7 protein-coding genes and 1 pseudogene are annotated in these 19,748 nt (G+C 34.2%); 4 read left to right on the top strand and 4 right to left on the bottom strand.

Translation table 11 applies throughout. The annotated features are described in order from the left end of the window. The 3 genes from ACEN2K_RS13275 to ACEN2K_RS13285 all read right to left on the bottom strand — a co-directional run. The coding region (locus tag ACEN2K_RS13275; protein WP_441759818.1) for a cadherin repeat domain-containing protein at positions 1-1,776 on the bottom strand (1,776 nt) is incomplete at its 3' end. 73 nt (positions 1,777-1,849) lie between these two features. Beyond that, on the bottom strand, positions 1,850-10,369 hold the full coding sequence (locus ACEN2K_RS13280) for a LamG-like jellyroll fold domain-containing protein (RefSeq protein WP_441759819.1): 8,520 nt from the start codon (positions 10,367-10,369) through the stop codon (positions 1,850-1,852). 9 nt (positions 10,370-10,378) lie between these two features. Further along, entirely contained in the window at positions 10,379-11,317 is a 939-nt protein-coding gene (locus ACEN2K_RS13285) for a tail fiber protein (protein ID WP_441759820.1), read from the bottom strand. A 425-nt stretch (positions 11,318-11,742) separates the two neighbouring features. Here ACEN2K_RS13285 and ACEN2K_RS13290 point away from each other — a divergent pair. Next, a pseudogene (locus tag ACEN2K_RS13290) lies at positions 11,743-11,892 on the top strand (IS1595 family transposase); the annotation flags it as partial. Positions 11,893-12,027: 135 nt separating this feature from the next. Here ACEN2K_RS13290 and ACEN2K_RS13295 read toward each other — a convergent pair. Next, complete coding sequence (locus tag ACEN2K_RS13295) at positions 12,028-13,092, bottom strand: helix-turn-helix domain-containing protein (protein ID WP_441759821.1); 1,065 nt, start codon at positions 13,090-13,092, stop codon at positions 12,028-12,030. 477 nt (positions 13,093-13,569) lie between these two features. Between ACEN2K_RS13295 and ACEN2K_RS13300 the strand changes: the two genes are divergently transcribed. From ACEN2K_RS13300 to ACEN2K_RS13310, 3 genes are all read left to right on the top strand, one after another. Further along, entirely contained in the window at positions 13,570-16,299 is a 2,730-nt protein-coding gene (locus ACEN2K_RS13300; RefSeq protein ID WP_441759822.1) for a hybrid sensor histidine kinase/response regulator transcription factor, read from the top strand. 519 nt (positions 16,300-16,818) lie between these two features. Beyond that, positions 16,819-18,135: a sugar porter family MFS transporter gene (locus tag ACEN2K_RS13305; protein WP_441759823.1), complete on the top strand. Its 1,317-nt coding sequence runs from the start codon at positions 16,819-16,821 to the stop codon at positions 18,133-18,135. A 6-nt stretch (positions 18,136-18,141) separates the two neighbouring features. After that, complete coding sequence (locus ACEN2K_RS13310; protein WP_441759824.1) at positions 18,142-19,740, top strand: glycoside hydrolase family 32 protein; 1,599 nt, start codon at positions 18,142-18,144, stop codon at positions 19,738-19,740. The last annotated feature ends 8 nt before the right edge of the window (positions 19,741-19,748 follow it).

Raw genomic sequence — 19,748 nt, forward strand, 5'->3', positions numbered from 1 at the left:
GTCAAAAATGCTCTTCACCTTCAAACTATTTCCTATGATTTCGAATGAAGGATTATCCTCACCGCCTACGCCGTCAACTAATGTCAAGGCAAATACGGTTCGGTCTTCCTTAAGGACTGTAAAGTCACCTACAATAGTTCCTGCGGGTTTGTTCTCGTCAATAGTTGATTTAGACAAAGTAAAAACAGTAGGTAACAGATCGTCTAGAACTGTTATTGTAAAATTTTGTTCTAAAACATCTCCACGGCTACTGACTGCTTGAACGCGAATTTTGTAACTACTTTTTACTTCGAAGTCAAAAATGTTCTTCGCCTTCAAACTATTTCCTATGATTTCAAATGAAATATTATCCTCACCGCCTGCACCGTCAACTAATTTCAAGGCAAATGCTGTACGGTCTTCTTTAACGACTGTAAAGTCGCCCACAACAGTTCCAACGGGTTTGTTCTCCTCTATAGTTGACTTAGACAAAGTAAACACCGTAGGTAACAGATCGTCTAGAACTGATATTGTAAAATTTTGTTCTAAAATATCTCCACGGCTACTGACTGCTTGCACGCGAATTTTATAACTACTTTTTGCTTCGAAGTCAAAAATGTTCTTCGCCTTCAAACTATTTCCTATGATTTCAAATAAAGAATTATCCTCACCACCTGCACCGTCAACTAATGTCAAGGCAAATGCTGTCCGGTCTTCTTTAACGACTGTAAAGTCACCCACAACAGTTCCAACGGGTTTGTTCTCCTCGATAGTTGACTTAGACAAAGTGAAAACCGTAGGTAAGAGATCGTCTAGAACAGTTATTTCAAAAGTCTTTTCTACTACTTCTTTACGATTACTTACCCCTTGAACACGTATTTTATAAATGCTCTTCGTTTCAAAGTCGAAGATACTTTTCACCTTAAGTTTATTCCCGATAATTTCAAATGAAGCATTATCAAAACCTCCATCTCCGGCCACAAGTGAAAGATCCGAAACCACTCTGTCTTCGATCAGTACATTAAAGTCGCCAACTACAGTTCCAATAGCTTGATTTTCGTTTATCGTTAATTTTGACAAAGTAAAAACAGTAGGTAAGGTAACTGGATAGGCGGGCAATTGCACCGCAACAGTCCATTCTTTCACAACACTTAGATCTTCAGAATAGACTTTAAAAACAATCGGATTGCTAAAATTCAAACTATTAGAACCCGAAGTCTGTTGCACATTTCCAACATACACAGTAGCCCCAGGACTGCTGGTAAAAATAGTATTTAATGCCGTTACCGTTTGGCCAGGATTAAGATACACCGTTACTTTATTACCTACAATGGTTATGTCATTGCGAGTCACGCCAACAAAACTAACATCTAAAAGATCTGCACCTTGACGCAAAGCATTGTTTGAAAAAATATAGGTTTGAGACAGGTTTCCAAGATTGGCATTGGATGTAAAACTTGCTGTTCTAAAAACATCCTTAACGACATTATTTCCCGAATCATATATTTTAAAACTTATGGTTTCATTATTTGTATTCGCAAAAACCGTCAGATAAGCATAGTACTTATTTTCAGTAGCCACATAGATCAAATTAGTTACACCGCGACATTCTCCATTTACAAATGCAGCTACTTTATCATTCCCATTGGCTAATCGAACTCCATCAATATTTAAAGATCCAACAAAAGTCATGGTGTACTGAAAATTATTTTCATTCACAGTCCAAGAAGGAGCCTGACCAAAAGTGCTAAAACTTATTAGAAACAGTACGATGGTACTGTATATAAAATTTTTCATAGTTAAAATTTTAAATTGATTTAAATTACCAAAACACCTAAAAAGGTGTTCTGGAATCTAAACTGATTTAATGCTAGTTTTTCATTACTTTATGAGTGATGATTTCTCCATTGATTGTAATTTGAATTACATAAACACCAGATACAACTGTTGGTTGGATTTTTAATACATTTTCCCCCTTCAGCACATTTTGTTTTTTATCTAAAACTAATTTACCTAATAATGAATACAGTCGGATAGTAATATTTTGGTCTTTAACTGCATTAGCTTTAATCGTTATTTCATTATCAAATGGATTAGGATAAATACTCACACCCTCCGTCATTTCTTCTAATATGATAGGTTTCGAAATTGTACCTAATACATCGTTTCCTTTGAAAGTAAATTTCTTAGATGTTTCCTTAGTACTCATTCCGTTTCCAATATGAAAAGCTAGCTCTTCCTCCGTATCTCCGTAAACCGTAATAAAACTCAGTTTACTATCATTTACAGATTGAGTAGCCGCTGATCCTTTCAAAACCCCTCGAGCATCATACACAAACAATTCATTGTATCCTGTAGGTAATAAAACCACAGCATTCATGTTGTCTGGGTACTGCTTAAACTCAGCTTTAATAGGTTCTTGACTAACTTCATTTGTATTGTCTACCTTGTTAGCCGTTTTGATTTTACTTGTACTTGCTAAATAAGACGGATATTTAAACGTTTGTGCTTTCGTAGATTTCACCATGTATCCTTTTCCTGCTTCTAAGTAATTAAGGGTACCGTTCCATCCAATAAGCGGATCATAAATAGCAAACAAGTTTTGTGATTTAATCACGTCACCATCTGTAGCATCAAAATACGCTAAAGCTTCATTTGTTTGCTGGTTTCCTCCTAAAGTATACGGCAGCCAGTTCCATTTTTCTTGCAATGGAAAAGTCCAATTAACTACATCAATAGCAGTTCCTTTAATAGTTAATGGTTGCTCATGCGTTAAGTACACTTTAACCATTTTAGAATTAGTTAAACCACCATTAGCCGAAATAGTTCCAGACCAACCACTATTAGCTGGTATCGCTTCATTTTTAAAGTAGGTTTCCAAACGCGCTGGTGAATTGGTCAACATACGATCAGAAGTTTCTAATTTCATACCACTAGTCAATGTGTTAAGATTGGCAAAATTAGGATCGTTCACATTCATCGATACCCAAGTCCAACCTGTATTAAGATTGATTTTTTGCTCTACTACGGCAGAGTTTTCAAAAATAACAGGCGAACTAAGTTTACCAAAAATTCCATTTTCTTCAAACGCTATTGATGCTTTAGCATTCATGTTTGCTATTAGAATTGCTCCTTGTGAAGCATCCCATATCTTAAAGTCGATACTTTCACCACTAATGAAATTACTATACACTGTTAAAAACACAAAGTATTCCTTGTAAGCCGCATTGTAGACTAACTTAGTACTTCCTCGCACGACTCCATTTGAAAATGCAGCTATTCGATCATAAGTATCTTCAGAGAACTTGCCGTCTACTTTAATTCGACCTACAATATTCATACTGTACTTGTAATCAGTTGGGTTTACGGTCCAACTTGGTTCTTGTCCCAGTACTCTTAGCTTAATTTGCATTTTTTCGTCATATCCAAAATCTGTTTTCAAATACAGGTTTTCTAGATATTCTCCAGGAGTAAGTTCTTTGTCAATCGTAGCAGTAATGATTACTTTACTAGCCGGTGAAATCGTACCAGATGTTTTGCTTAAAGTCAACCATTTAGGTAGGTTACTAATAGCAAAAGGCTGTCCTTTTCCTCCTTTGTTCAACAATGTAATTTCAAAAGTTTTTTCTTCTCCTGATTTTTTAACTATATCCACAATCTCGTTGTAGCCTTCGGCATACCAACTTACTTCATTGCGTTTTACATAAGCAGTCCACGTAATAGGCGACTGTTGCATGTTATTAGCACTATCAAACATTTTGTCCACTGTAATATCAATAATCTGACCTTCTAGAGAGGCCCAATCTGTTACTACTGGTTCTAAAATCATTTGATCTTGATTAACCACATTGTTCACTTGAAATTTGATCAATGTTCGCTCTGGCTTAACTGGCGGCACATCATCAGAATATTTAACGATACCAGTACTTAAAACAGCATTATCTGGGAAACCAGCTTGCCCTTTTTCTACATGATAATAACGAGGGCCATTTGCCGTTTTTGGATCTGGTTCGTTCATTTTTGCATACAGCATCAATCCAATACTCTCTGCGTTAATTTCATTAAATCGGTCACGACTGATTTGCTCTACGTTACGCAAGGTATTCCATAACTGGAATTCATCTAGCTTACCTGCATAAGTGCGATCTACTGTCTCGATACCTGCAAGATCAGTTGCACCACGTGCTCCTAGCCAAACCTTGTTTCCAGAGAAACCACCAATATTAACCATTGGATTAGACGAAACAGCAACAGCATCCACATACGTACGTAACGAACCTAATCTATTGAACAACAAGGTCACATGGTGCCAATTATTATCGGCCATGTTTTGACTTGCTAATTCATAAGAATTACCTTCTGTCTCCAAGGTCAATTTACCTGTAGCTTTCATGTTAATTGCCCATTTATTACTAAACCCATTGGATTGTTTTAGATCAGTACCGTCTCCTTTTCCGTTAGAGAACAAAGTGGCTTCTTGCGAAACACCCGTTTTCATCCAGAATGAAACCGTAGCATCCATCTCTTTAGTCAACTGCACAGAGCCAACCTTGTCTAACTTTAAATGTTGGCCGTTTGCAAACTCATACGAAGTTCCCTTAGGCTTAATATCCCATGCTTCTTTAACAATAGCATGTTTGTATCGTGCTTTGTCATTAGCTATAGTTCCTCTACCTTCGTCCATTGGCCAATATCCAACTAGATTGGCTTCATTTCCTATAAGCTTCAAATACATTTTGGCGTAAGCCTCATCTAGATTAATGTCTTTGGTCCATAAACGTAGGTCATGCATGTTTCCTATAAAGGTGTTTCCACCAATAGTTAACGCATTATTATTTGAAAACTGTACATTGCTTACCCCTGTACTAGCTCCAATTTCTTTATCATCTTGATAGATACGAAGCGTACCGCTATTGTTTTTATGGGTAAAGGTATAATGATGAAACAATCCATCATTGGCAATACCACCATTAGCAGTTAAACCGCCCAATTCAAAATACACTGAACCATTTGCTAACTTAATATTTACCCCTTCTTTTTGAGCAATAATAGTTGCAGCTGTTGCAGTCGTACTATTCTTCATCCAGAATTCAAAAGCTAAATCTCCCGTTGTAATTCTTGGACTGTTGATTACGGCTTCGTTCGTAGCACCATCAAAACGTAACGACACATTGTGATCAATCTCTAATTGATTAGTTTGCCCTTTAATTTCAATGGTAGAAACTGCCGAATTATAGAAAATTGGTTCATTAAAAAACACTTTTAAATCTTCTCCAGCTCCTAAAATTCCATTGATAGGCAATGGTGTTCCAAAACGCAATGGCGCATTCAAATCAACTCTACCTGTGGTAATATCAGAAATGAATTCGGTATCATTAGTACAGGTACTTCTAGCGCGAATTTCATATTTTCCGTCTATTAATTTCAGGGCAGCAATATCAAATGCATAGTTTAAAACCACATCAGAACCGATTAATTTAATACCCGTTTCACCAGCTAAAACTGCTGCATCATAAAACGCTTGTGTTCCATAATAGGTTTGCAGGCGTGTCCAGTTAGAAGCAGTTGCCAATCGATATTCTAGATCGATCTTTTTAAAACTCTTGAATTTAGTACTGTATCCGTTCAATTTTATTTGCAACGGCTTAGTGGATCCATCCGTATTATAGGCTACTTCTCTGTTATAAACCCAATTGCTCAAAGGTGCGTTTACAAGTACAATTGAACAAGAAGGAAGGAAGTGCGCAGAAATATTAACTGATGAACTTACGTCTTCACCGTCGCAAAGCGACTCTAATCTGATTTTTATATCATTATAATCGTACACATCCGAAATAGATTTCCCTAAGGTCAATTTATAGGTAATTGTTTTTCCGTAAGGCACACGAACGATTGTTCCATTTTGCGCAATGTTGATGATCGCATTATCCGGGTTAGTTGTATTATCAACCACTAACTTGTAATCAGCATCAATCCCAGCAGCACTTTGATTTTCTAATATCAATTCATACTCTGCATTTCTACCTTCGGTTACATTACTAACATCAGCAACAGTCACTTTTAAAACAGGTACTTCTACTTTTTGAGTAGCATAGCTCAGATCTTCCTGCTTATCTTCCGTCAATTCATTAATTACTGTATCATTTGGATTATAGTCATCGTGATTGTAAAAAAGAGATTTCTCTGCACCTTCATGCGGACAAGATGTTCTACCTCCTTGCGTGATAAATATCGGTCCATTTCCATCAAAGGCATTAACAACATCGACACTCAAAAAGTTAGCTTGATCATTGTCTTTTAAAGTATAACTAATGGTGGTTGTTTTGGTAGATTCTTCTGTTAGTGCGGCATTAATATCTTGTTGAAATGCTCCAGAAGTACTGCTTAATAAACCAAAACCATTGAACTCAAAACCTATATCAAAACTAAAACTTTCATCTACTGTTAAATTGTATTCCGTAGTTGTTGTGTTTACAATACTCGTTTCAACACTTTGAGTATATTCGCCTACTCCAGAATCAAAGGAGACGTTTTTTTGGAAATATTTATTCAATAGTTCACTTGCCTTTTTAGACTCATCTAGTTTGTTTTTTAAGATATTAATACCTGCAGGCCCTACTTTACCTTCATCAATTTCTGATTTAACGGAATTGTTAAATTCAGTCAATACGTTAGTTACTCTAGCTTTATACGCTGTGCGATTATTTTTGGCTAAATATTTATTTAACTCATTGTTCAAAATTAACTTTTTCCACAAACGAATTCTTTCCAGATATTGCGCTTTGGTTAAAGTACCATCTTTTCCCTCTGTCAAAGTCTTATTATCTATATTGGTTATAAACAATTCGTATTCTGGAATTAGAGTCTCCAAAATATGTTTTTGCGAATAGATGAAAAAGGTTTCTGATGGTTCATCAACAAAATAAACTGCTTTTTGCTTGCTGATGTATACTGGTGCTTCAGTAGTTCCCAAGTTAATAAAATCCGAAGAGGGTTCCTTTTTAGTTGGTGTTACATCATCAAAAGAACCATAAAATTGATTTTTAGAGTTCCCTATGTATAGATCCCCCATTGAACCTACGTAATCAGGGTCATCACTAGTGGAAATGGTTTGATTAAAAGTATAGGTTTTCGTTAAGCTCTTTCCATCAGTTGAAGAGTGAGTAAGTCCAATACCCGCGGTAATATTATTAGTAGACTCGGATTCAATTACAGGGCCAGCTAATCCACCTCCTGCTCCAAATTTCACTCCCAACATTAATTTAAGATTAGTATTTACCCCCTGAGAACTTGCAAAAGAACTTTCGGATGTAAACGAAATACTCTCTCCTTTTTCAATGGAAGCAAAACTATTCGAACCTGGTGGGTCTCTTAAAATGATCTCTGGAATATCTGGTGCCGCTGTTACAAAGGTCCGGCTACCATCTGACTTACCTCCTAAGATAATCCCAAGCGGTTTATAGTCTTCAACATCATAATCCTTCTCATTAATTCGGTATTTTAGACTACTGCTGATAGTAAAAGGCACTGCAACTGATGGCAGCCCTGCTTTAAAACTATAGGTCAATTTACTTGCGTCATTTGGATCTACAACCACCGTTTCAGAGTTGATTAAAGCCAAATTATTATTTTTAATCAATTCCCCATCACTAACGGGTACTTGTACTTCTACGTGAGGCTTAATATCTTTATTCGTATAGCGCTCAAAACGACTTAATACAATAGAATAAGGACTAAATTGCGTATAAACTTTTACTTCGATTTTAGCCGCTGAATTATTAGGGTCTTCAATTTTAAAATTTGTAGTCTCCATACTAGTACCATCGAATTCTATTTTTTTATCCGAAGTTTGCTCTATTACTTTTAGTACCGGAGTAGACCTGTACACAAAACTTTTTTCGTAATGGTATGGTTTCCCCTCCAAAGTTTTTTCGACTGAGTTGTCTGTGTAGGTAAAAACAGGTTTAGTAGTTGCTTCTACTTTGGAGAAATTAAGCGTTTCAGTTGTACCACCTTTTATCAATGCAATATCAGAATTTGCAGGTATTGTTAAATCTGCTGCTTTCAATTCATACTGTAACGGCAAAAGAGACACGCGATATTCTCCCGAAGTTGGATTGGTTTCGAACGTTTTCTTTGTATAATCTGTCACAGTAGCACCCGGAGCTGCATATCCTAAAGTAAATTTGGCTACTCCAATATTGTTTCGAGTACTAACGTCAATCGTTTTAGTATTACCACTTTTATCTTTTACCGATAGCGTTTTAAGGCCATCCTCTCCAAAACCAGCATCTTTAGCTGCCTCAACTGATCCACCAACCACTTTCCCTATTACGGTAACGCGGGTATTATCAACAAATACAACTGCTTCGTTTGAATCTTCAAAAAATTCTTTGGTATTCGCGGCAGGAAACCGTCCGTTGTAGGTAAACTCATGACCGTCTTTTTTTACGGTAATGTAATGATTACCAATAGGTACACTGACATCAAAATAGCCGGCATCATCAGAAACTACTGGCATGCTATTTTCATCCAAAACAATGTTTCCATCGATATATACATTGGCACCTGCGGTATAAATCCTGGCATACTTATCTAGAGAACCACTGTCATTTAGCCAATACTCTCCTTTTGAGAATTTTTCGCTTCCTATTGTATAATAATTGTATCCTTCGTCTAAAATGCCAGGGCCTGTTACATTATTTTTTGTAAGCTCTGGGAATACGCCTTTTGTGTCATAGACTATTGTTCCTTTGAAACTAAAAGAAGAATTATCAATAAAACTAATTTTATTAACCACCTCAGAACCTTGCCCCAAAAACACCAATTGTTGTCCTGGTTCAAATTTATGCTGTCCGTATAAAGGCGTTATCGTATACGATTCACCAGTACCTGAGTAAGGAATAGAACTTATCTCATAGTTTCCATTTATATCCGTAACCCCAAGAACACCCAGTTGACTCGTTGTTGGAAAATCTCCTGAACCATTTGCCCATGTAACTTCTGTACCAGAATTGCCTAATTTTCCGTGGTTTTTATTGTAGTTAAATCCATCTCTAGATAAATCATAGGCAAATTGGCCTACTTTTTCATTGGCTCTTAAATAAGCTACCAAACGAGAATCGTTCCCACTGATGTAACGAGAATAATCGGTACGAATTTGTTGTGTTTCCAAACCAGCTTTCCAAACTCTGATTTCATCGTGATAAGCCTCTCTTCCTCCTCCGACATACACATTTTTCCATTGTGTATCAGCACCACTAATTTTTAAAGTATTGGTTGCCGTTGGAATGCTTACATTAAAATAAGGTGCAGTATAGGCTACATCAATATCTTTGAGTTTGCTGTGAACAAGATCTTTGTATGCCGTTGTTATGGCTCTACCATTAATCAACAAAGTAGGCACAACACCATCCTTCATTATGACCGAAAAATGAACAAAGTTAGTATTGAAATTCGTAACCGGAATCAGTACATCATCACCTCTACCATTAATATCGCCAGACGGATAATAATTTTCAAGAATATATACACTACCTCCAATGGTAACTTCTAGCTTCTTGGTACTTGCTTTTAATTTTACCGATGCTTCAATGGTTTTGTTGTCCACACTCTTCAGTTGAAACAACTGAATCGCACTTCCTGCATCGTCCGTGTAAGCCGTTTTGGGTTTTATCCAGGCTTGGTAGGTTACCGCAGAAGTAATTGCTTTGTTTGTATTTTCGATTTTCAAACTTGATGCAGCAGGGATTAGCAAGGAACCTCCTTGATTGACGCTTGTTCCTGCCGACTTAGCCATTACAATCACATCTTTTACAGGATTACCTCCTTTGTAACTAACATTTCCAGTTACAATAGCAGTAGGATTTCGATATCCAAAACCTGTGATGTAGGTATTGTATAAACTTTCTATTTTACTTACGCCTTCGGCTACAATTTTATATTGAAACAATACATTACCCTCAGCATAACGATCCTCGTACTGGGTTACACTAGGAGCAACACTTCCTACAAACTGATAGGTTTTGTCTTGTGCTAGATTGTATTCTCTTTTGTAGATTTTAATACTACTGATTTTTTCAAAATTACTTCTAAGATCCCAACTAATTAATATTTTGTCTCCAAAATATCCTTTAGAGACATCAAAAGAATCTTCTGTAAAAGTAGGAAACAAGTACAGTACATCCCAAGGAAAACGTAGATCCGCAGGTTGTGTTGGACGGGTAGCTGCACTTTTATTTTGCCCTAAATAAGGAAGTCCTACCTGAAGGGTAAATCCGTTTTTTTGGATTGCCTGAGAGACGGGAACCATTTTGGCTCCTTCGGTATTTTGTGCTCTCAGTCCTGTGGCGATGAGCCCCAGGAATAAAGTTATAATTATTTTTTTCATAATTATAACTTATAATTTAATAATGTAGTTTACACCATAATTGATTGGGCGGCTTTCTGTAGTTCCTGAGTTAGCAGTAGTAAAACTGTGGTTGTGATCTCCATTCGATGATGTACGGCCTCTATCTACAACATCAGTTGTTTGATTAGGTGAATAATTTAATTGAGTTTTCCATTCTCCACCAATATCCGCTCTTGGTGCAATTTTGTACTGTGTATCACTTGTTAAACCTCCAGAGACGTCTGTTCCACCAGTACTTGTATTGCCAGTAAACATATTATGATAATGATTACCAGCATTACTAGTATTCCCTGTATGATTATGACTTTTATTATCAGAACTTTGAACAGCTTTTAAAGTATTAGGCTGTATTTCAGCAGCATTCGTACCATTACCGTTTTGACCTGCTCCTCTTATAAACATCCCTCGTAAATCTGGAGCATTTTTAATAGCACTACCTCCTAGAAGTTCTTGTAATTGCTTTTCTGAACCATCTGAAGGCAAGGCAGAGCCATCACACAAAACCCATCCGGCTGGCGCTGTAGCACCTATGTATGGCATAATAGAACCTGTTGGTACGCCATTACTAGCAGCAATAGCATAAGGTACTTGTTTTAATTTTTCGTCGGATATGATTGTTGTTCCTTCAGAAATTTTTAGATAGGCTTCTTTATTAGCAATCAATACATTTTTATCTGCTCCAGGCACTAAAACCACAGAAAAAACACCAAACGAATCTGTAGTAAGTGGTTTATCAATTGTATAAATCAAATCATTAGTATTGTAATAAATAGTAAATGTCAAGGTAATGTTTGTGTTAGCCCTTGCGGTATTGTTATTGTCTCTTGCAATTCCTTGAATCGCGATACCTGCTGGAGATGCTGTTATTTGACCGTAATTGATAGCTACTGTAAGCAACATTAAAAATGAAAGTAATTTTGTTCTCATAATGAATTGAATTTAAGTTTATTTTTATTGGTTTTATTGCGTTTTATTGTCCCTTTTTGAAGGCGAAAAATTAAATTAATTTGCGAAAATAATTGTTTTTGGTTGAATACGACTAGCCCATTCGGACAAGTCGATATCCCATTCGGACATTTTTTAACAAAAACGCTATTAAAAACTTTAAATCTCCAAGTCCAAAGCGCTAAAGTTTGCAGATTTTTATGATGATGAATACCCAATATTTTTGGGTAAAAAAGTACGATTATTCCATTTTGACTACATTATTTCCAAAAACTTTCAAAGTAAAAATTATTTTAGCCCCCTTATAACTTCGGAGTAATATTTTAAATTTAAGATAGAATATTTGAGATCTGAAATACAAGGAATGAAGTTTAGAAGAAAAGCTAGAAATCCTATCCTTTTAAAGGATATACGAACAGAATATCGTAAGATACTTAGATCGATACAGCTATTTATTAAACAGGTCAATACACAATCAAAGTATATTTGATAATTTAATTATGCGAATGATGAGCCAACATCATATTTGTTTACAGAGGATTAAAACAAATAGATAACTTTACAGCTCTATAAATTTATTTTCTTTAAACGACCTTATAGAGGTGAGTAAATTTAGACGACACTATAGTGAAACGAGTAGCCCATTCGGACATTTGTTTTGAATAGGTATTGAAATAAAAGATAAAAGTTGATTATTCTCGACGTAAATCAGAAGGTAGTTTGTCATGCTTTTTTTTGAAAGCAGCACTAAATTTACTGGGACTGTCATACCCTACTTCTAGCGCAATTTGCTTGATTTGCATACTCGAATTTTCAAGTAGTTGCAAGGCTAGTTCCATTTTTTTATCTATATTATATTGCAGAATCGAAATTCCGTAAACCGACTTGAAGTCTGTTTTTAATTTTGAATTCGAGATACGAAGCTTCTCAGCCAACGCATCTATACCAATAAAAGGTTTGGATAAATTTGTACTAATTAGCAATTCACATTTTGCTGTTTTATTATAATCAACAGATCCTATTTCTTGGTAATCATCTATTCGATTATCTGCAAAGACATTATTAAAAAAAGAAGTTAATAAACTCAAGGACTGTGCTTTCAAAATTGTTTTATTTAAAACATTCGAATTAAACGTTTTAAACGTATCTAAAATTTCTTGAGACAATTCTACAGCATTAGGCACAATATCTTGATAAGAAACAAAACCTTTGTCTGAATCTAAAAACTTTTTAAAAGGAAGCTCGCTATCTAATTGATCCAGCGGAATATATTGTTGAATCCAACTTGGACTTACATAGTAGATATAAAACAGGCATTTAGATTCCTTGTAAAAACAAGCACCTACATCAACACCTGGTTTTTTAAAAGCCCAAAATTTATTTTGGAAAGGCATTTTATCAATAAAGACATTATTCAACTGCACTTCGCTCTTGAAAACTGAAAATGTTATTGTATAATGATCACTTGGAATATCCGGAGCATAAACTGATTTGATTACGCTATCGTGCTTAAATTCTACATCGGTTATCGTTAGCCATAAACCATCATCAATTTTCCGGTAACGCATTGACCCCTTTATAAAAAGATTATTCCGTAATACTAATTGATCCTCTGCAATATGTTCGCTACCTGGACTTTTTATTGTAGACTCTATGAATAATTCAGGCGTGTTTGCCACAAATGGGAATTCAAAAAAACCGTCCCGATAGTACTTAAAATTAGGCTTAATAAATTGGAACCACTTATTTAAATTCATACCTTATAAAAATTGAAAAACCTTTTTTATTAGCCTTATCTCCTAGCGATAAAATGCTTAAAAAAATACTTAAAATAGTATTATCAAAAGCTAAAAGTCAAAAATAACATTAAACTCTAATAAAACCTCAACAAATTAACAAAAAAAAATCAACCCGAAAAAAACACGTATATAATCAAAATTTTAGTGCATTCCTATCCGCCACGGCGGACAAGAGTTCAAATCTCGTTCTCGGTACAAAAAACATCACATACTATTTTACGAATAAATATTCAATACTATTATTTTTTATATATTTGTTTTTCAGAATTTCAACTCTTTTCTAGAATATAAATTCAAAAAATTCTCTTTAACTCCCCTTACTATAAATTATATATCTTCCAGTTCAAAAAAACGCAGTACTTCACTTTCTATATCGTATTTTAAAGTCGTTAGTTGTATTGAATTAATGATTTACTATAATAAGCCAAACCAACCATGACAAGAAGCATTTTTATTTATATCCTGCTTTTGAATTTCGTTTTCCTACAAACTTCGTGTAATTCAAAAGCTACAGAAGAACGTGAAATTTCAATAGGATTTTCACAAAGTGTAGGAACTGACTTGTGGAGAGCTTCAATGAATCATGCGATGGAAGTAGAAGCTTCTCTTCACCCGAACGTACATTTGACCATTTATAATGCGCACCATCAGGCTAAAAAACAAATTCGAGACATAGAAAAATTTATAGATAGTAAAGTCGATGTAATAATAATTTCCCCTTTCGAATCAGATTCCATTGTACCGGTAATAGAAAAAGCTAAAGCTATAGGTATCCCTGTAATTTTAATTGATCGAAAAGCAAATACAACTAATTACACTACCTATATAGGTGCAGATAATATGGAGGTTGGCCGATTAGCAGGGAAATATGTAGCTTCTTCGTCCAAAGGTAATGCTACTGTAGTTGAAATAAAAGGAAATTACGCAACTTCGCCCGGAATCGAAAGAAGTCAAGGATTTAAACAAATTGTAAGCAAATATCCTGGAATCAAAGTACATACAGTAAGTTCAGTGGATTCTGAATATCCAAAACCAGAGTTTGCCAAATTATTAGATAGTTTACAGCATATCGATTATGTGTTTTGCTATAATGACGTAATCGCATATAATGCGTGGAAGATAGCTAAAACTAAGGATGTTGGAAATAAATTAAAATTTATAGGAGTTGATGGACTTAATGGTCCTTTTGGAGGGATTCAATTGGTTAAAGAAGGAGTTTTGAGCGCTACTGTTTTATATCCTACAGGTGGTAGTGAAGCAATAAAATTAGCTTTGAAAATTGTATACAACGAAATAGTTCCTAAAAAAAACAAACTTACAACTACATTAATAGATTCACTAAACGCTGATATAATGAGTAATCAGTTTGACAGAATTTCTATTCAGCAGTCAAATATTGAAGAACAGCAAAATATCATTAAAAATAATAGGGAGGAATATGCTACTCAAAATAACTTAATGAAACTATTATTAGCATTATTCATTTTAACATTTTGTTTGGCAGCATACAGTATCTATTCACGCATTGCGATAAGCCGTAAAAAAGAGGAATTAGAAATAACAAATAAAAAAATTAAAAGTCAAAGGAATGAGATTAAACGATATTCTGAAGAATTAAAACAAAGCAATGAAGCACGTTTGAGCTTCTTTATGGGATTATCACATGAATTCAAAACGCCATTGACTTTAATTTTAAGTTCGGTAGAGTCTTTGGGAACAGAACTCAAAAGCAAGGGCAATTCAGTTAATAAAGAAATTAATTTGATGTATAATAATTCAAGAAGATTACTTCGATTAATCAATCAATTATTAGACTATAGGAAAGTTGAAGAGAAAAAATTTAAATTAAGAGCTTCAATTGTTAATTTGTATGATTTTTCAAGTAGTATAATTAGGGATTTTGAAAGAGAAGCAAAGAAGCTCAACATCGATTTTTCATTGGTAACAAACAACCCCGCTCTTGAAGTTTATATCGATAGAAATTTGATGGATAAAGTATACTTTAATTTACTTTCCAATGCCTTTAAATTTACTCCAGCAAAAGGTAAAATCTCAATTGTGATAAATGAGGATAAATTGAAAAACGAGGTTAAGATTTCCTTTAAAGATTCAGGTATTGGAATACCGGAAAATGAATTAAAAGATGTGTTTAGTGCTTTTTATCAAGGTTCTAACAACTTTAGAAACAGCTCTGGCATTGGCCTTCATTTGTCTAAAAGTTTTGTTGATCTACATAACGGAACTGTAGAAGTACAGTCAAAAAACGGAACTGAATTTATTATAACGTTAAAATTAGGAAAAGAACATTTAGATCCTAAATCTATAGTAGACAATCCCGCTTTAGATTTCGTTAATCAGAATGATTATCTGGACGAAGAACTAGTGAAAAATAGTGTAATAACAAATTCTGAAGACAAATACTCAGTTTTATATATCGAAGACAATGTTGACTTGCTTGATTTTATGGCTCAAAAATTGTCTGTTGAATTTTCGATATATACTTCTAACGGAACTGATGCTATTGAACGAGCATTAGATGTAGTTCCTGATGTGATTGTATGTGATTTGAATTTGCCAGAAAAAAACGGATTTGAAATATGTGAAATACTCAAGAAGGATTTAAGGACTTCTCATATCCCAATCATTATTTTAACTGCTTCTGATGATCAAGATTCTTATTTAAAAGCATTGGAGAGTGGTGCTGATGTTTTCTTAACCAAACCATTTAGTCTAAAAGTCTTGATTCAATCAATAAAAGGCTTACTTTTTAACCGAGAAAAATTACGCTTCTACTATTCTAATAACATTGCAAATATTATAAATAATGAAGATGCTAATTTTGGGAGCTCAGAACAAAATTTTCTTAGAAAATTAAACGAATTAATATCCCTGAATATAGATAATTCCATTTACACTGTAGAAGATTTAGCTAAAGATTTAAATATTTCTCGTGTCCAATTATATCGTAAAGTAAAAGCGATTCTAGGGATTAGCGTCAGTGACCATATCAATAATATAAGATTAGATAAATCGAAAGAATTGTTAATTAAATCGAATCAATCTATATCTGAAATCGCATATGCAGTTGGATTTTCTTCACCGAATTACTTCTCAACATCTTTCAAAAATAAATATGGGGTCTCCCCAAAGGAATTCAAAAAATAAAAATTACACTCATTAATAAAGTAGAGGTTTCTTATATTGAGCTTTTACGTTTATCAATTTCAATGAGCTTTATTGTAGTAATTATTTATTGAAATTACTCTTCATTAAGAATCTAATTAACGACAGACTTTCCTGTTAAATTATATAATATATCAAAATAACTTTTTGATGGCTTTTTTATTTCTACTGCTGAAGTTGATTCTTAAATTTCAGCCACCTCTATTAAAATATCCTAAGCTGGTGGTACTTAATACCAAATAATACTAATGTATTAGTAACTATAGTATCATTTTTAAGATAAATGGTTAAAAGAAATGTATCATAATTAAAATTTATGTAACGTAGTTGTAACTATAACGAGATAGTAAAAAATAGTTTTCGGTTTATAACCCTTACTAATAAAGGCTTTAGGCAAGATTAATAAAATACTTTATGACTCTGTACAACATTGTAACATCTGTAAATTATATCTGTTTTTTTTACACATAGTTTAGCAATTCAATAAAATAAACATATATAATGAAAAAAATAGCAATTTGGGCATTGATAGCTTCACTAGCAGGATTCCTCTTTGGTTTTGACACTGTTGTAATTTCAGGAGCAGATAAAAAGCTACAAGCAATTTGGAATTCATCTGATGCTTTTCACGGAACAGTTGTCATGGGAATGGCATTATGGGGTACAGTATTAGGTGCCATATTTGGAGGAATACCAACTAATAAAATAGGAAGAAAGAATACCTTATTATGGATTGGGATTTTATTTTTGGTTTCAGCTATTGGTTCTGCTTTCGCAAATGATCCAATTGTTTTTGCTGTTTTTAGATTTATCGGAGGAATTGGCGTTGGTGCTTCAACAATTACTGCACCAACATATATTTCAGAGATTGCTCCAGCAAAGGACAGAGGAAAATTAGTAGCATTTTATCAATTTAATATTGTTTTAGGGATCCTCGTTGCCTTTCTTTCTAATTATTTATTGAAAGATATTGGAGAAAACTCATGGAGATGGATGATGGGTGTTGAAGCATTTCCTGCCATTATTTATGTATTACTTGTACTATTTATTCCTAAAAGTCCAAGATGGCTATTGTCTAAATTTAAGAACAATGAAGCAAGGAAAGTTTTGCAGTTAATGGGACAGGAAGCTGATTATGAAACTATGAAGCAGGAAATAGAGCTTGACAATAAAAATGCAGCAATTGCAAACGACACCATCTTTTTGAAGAAATACAGAACTCCACTTATTTTGGCTTTTTTAATGGCTTTTTTCAACCAGCTTTCAGGAATTAATGCCTTCTTATATTATTCCAGCAGAATATTTCAGGAAGCTGGTCTCGGAGAAAATACTGCCTTGTTAAGTAGTATAGGTATTGGTGTTGTGAATTTAGTATTCACTTTGCTAGGTGTATTTCTTATAGATAAACTGGGACGAAAGGTATTAATGTACATAGGTTCAGTCGGGTATATTATCTCTCTTAGTTTAGTAGCGATGGCCTTCTTTTTTCATTGGGAAGGGATGGCAGTTCCCATATTCTTGTTTCTATTTATTGCAGCACATGCAATAGGTCAGGGTGCCGTAATCTGGGTGTTTATTTCAGAAATTTTCCCAAACCATCTTAGAGCATCGGGGCAATCCTTTGGTAGTACTACACATTGGGTACTAGCAGCTATAATTCCATCATTAATTCCGTATTTGTTTTCTACAGTGGGAGCTGGCGCAGTGTTTTTATTTTTTGCGGTGATGATGGTCTTTCAACTTTTGTTTGTTGCCTTCATGATGCCCGAAACAAAAGGAATTTCATTAGAAGAATTGAGTAAAAAATTAATTAAATAATACATTATGATAACCATATTAAGAAGACAGTTTACTAAGATTACTTGTTTCATTCTCGGAGTGACAGTTTTAACAGGATGTAAGCAAGCATTATTTACTGAAAAAAAAGATTATACAGAAGCAGAATTGTATAGGCCAAATTTTCATTTTACCCCTAAAAAAGGCTGGATGAATGATCCCAACGGAATGTTTTATTACAATGGATATTACCATCTTTTTTATCAATATTATCCAGATTCAAATGTATGGGGACCTATGCATTGGGGCCATGCAATAAGTACAGATCTTATTTCATGGACAGAAAAACCAATCGCCCTTTATCCAGATGAAAAAGGTTATATCTTTTCTGGAAGTGCAGTTGTTGATGTAAATAATACTTCAGGTTTTGGGAGCTTAAAAAATCCTCCTATGGTTGCGATGTTTACTTACCACGACATGAAAATGGAAAAAGCGGGTAAAATTAATTATCAGTCTCAAGGAATTGCATATTCATTAGATGAAGGAATGACTTGGACAAAATATGAAGCTAATCCCATTATTAAAAATCCAAATATTAAAGATTTTAGAGACCCCAAAATAACTTGGGATGCCATTCATAAAAAATGGCTAATGGTTTTGGCAGCGGGAGATAAGACTATGTTTTATAGCTCTAAAAACCTGAAAGAATGGAAACTACTTTCAGATTTCGGAAAAAACATTGGAGCTCATGGAGGTGTTTGGGAATGCCCAGACTTTTTCCCAATGCAAGTTGAGGGTACTGACGAATACAAGTGGGTAATTTTATTGAGTATTAACCCAGGCGGGCCTAATGGTGGCTCTGCAACGCAATATTTTGTAGGTGATTTTGATGGAAAAACATTTACAATAGATAAATCTTTTGCTGAAGATGTAAAACAACAAAAAGGACTTTGGATTGATTACGGAAGAGACAACTATGCAGGTGTTACTTGGTCAAATATATCTGAAATTGATGGCAGAAAATTGTTTATAGGATGGATGTCAAACTGGGAATATGCACAAAAAGTTCCAACAGAAACTTGGAGAAGCAGCATGACAATTCCTAGAGAATTAGCACTTGTACAAGAAAACGATCATTATACTGTTTCCTCTAAACCTGTAAAAGAATTACAAAATTATATCGCTAAGACAATCAAAAAAGAAACGCTTAAAATAGACAGAGAAACGGTCATTATTGATAAGGCATTAATCGATTTGTCAAAAGTGGATATTAGCTTTTCTTTAAAAAATCTAAAAAAGGATGTTTACACTTTTTCGTTTTCAAATGATTCTAAGAATACAATACAGTTCGGAATCAATAAAGAGGACAACTACTTTTTTATCGATCGATCTAAATCTGGGAACTTAGCTTTTTCTGATGTTTTTGCAAATAAGATTTCAAAAGCTCCATTCACAGCAGACTTTGATAAAATAGATGTAAGAGTAATCGTTGATAAAACGTCAATTGAAATTTTTTACAGTAATGGAAAAACGGTTATGACAGAATTATTTTTTCCAGATAAACCAATGCAATATTTCACGGTTTCTAATGCTAATGCAGAATATACCATCGAAAACTTAATAATTAACCAATTAAATTTTAATTAAACCAACTA

It is taken from the genome of Flavobacterium sp. W21_SRS_FM3 (assembly GCF_052113625.1).
Classification (GTDB): domain Bacteria; phylum Bacteroidota; class Bacteroidia; order Flavobacteriales; family Flavobacteriaceae; genus Flavobacterium.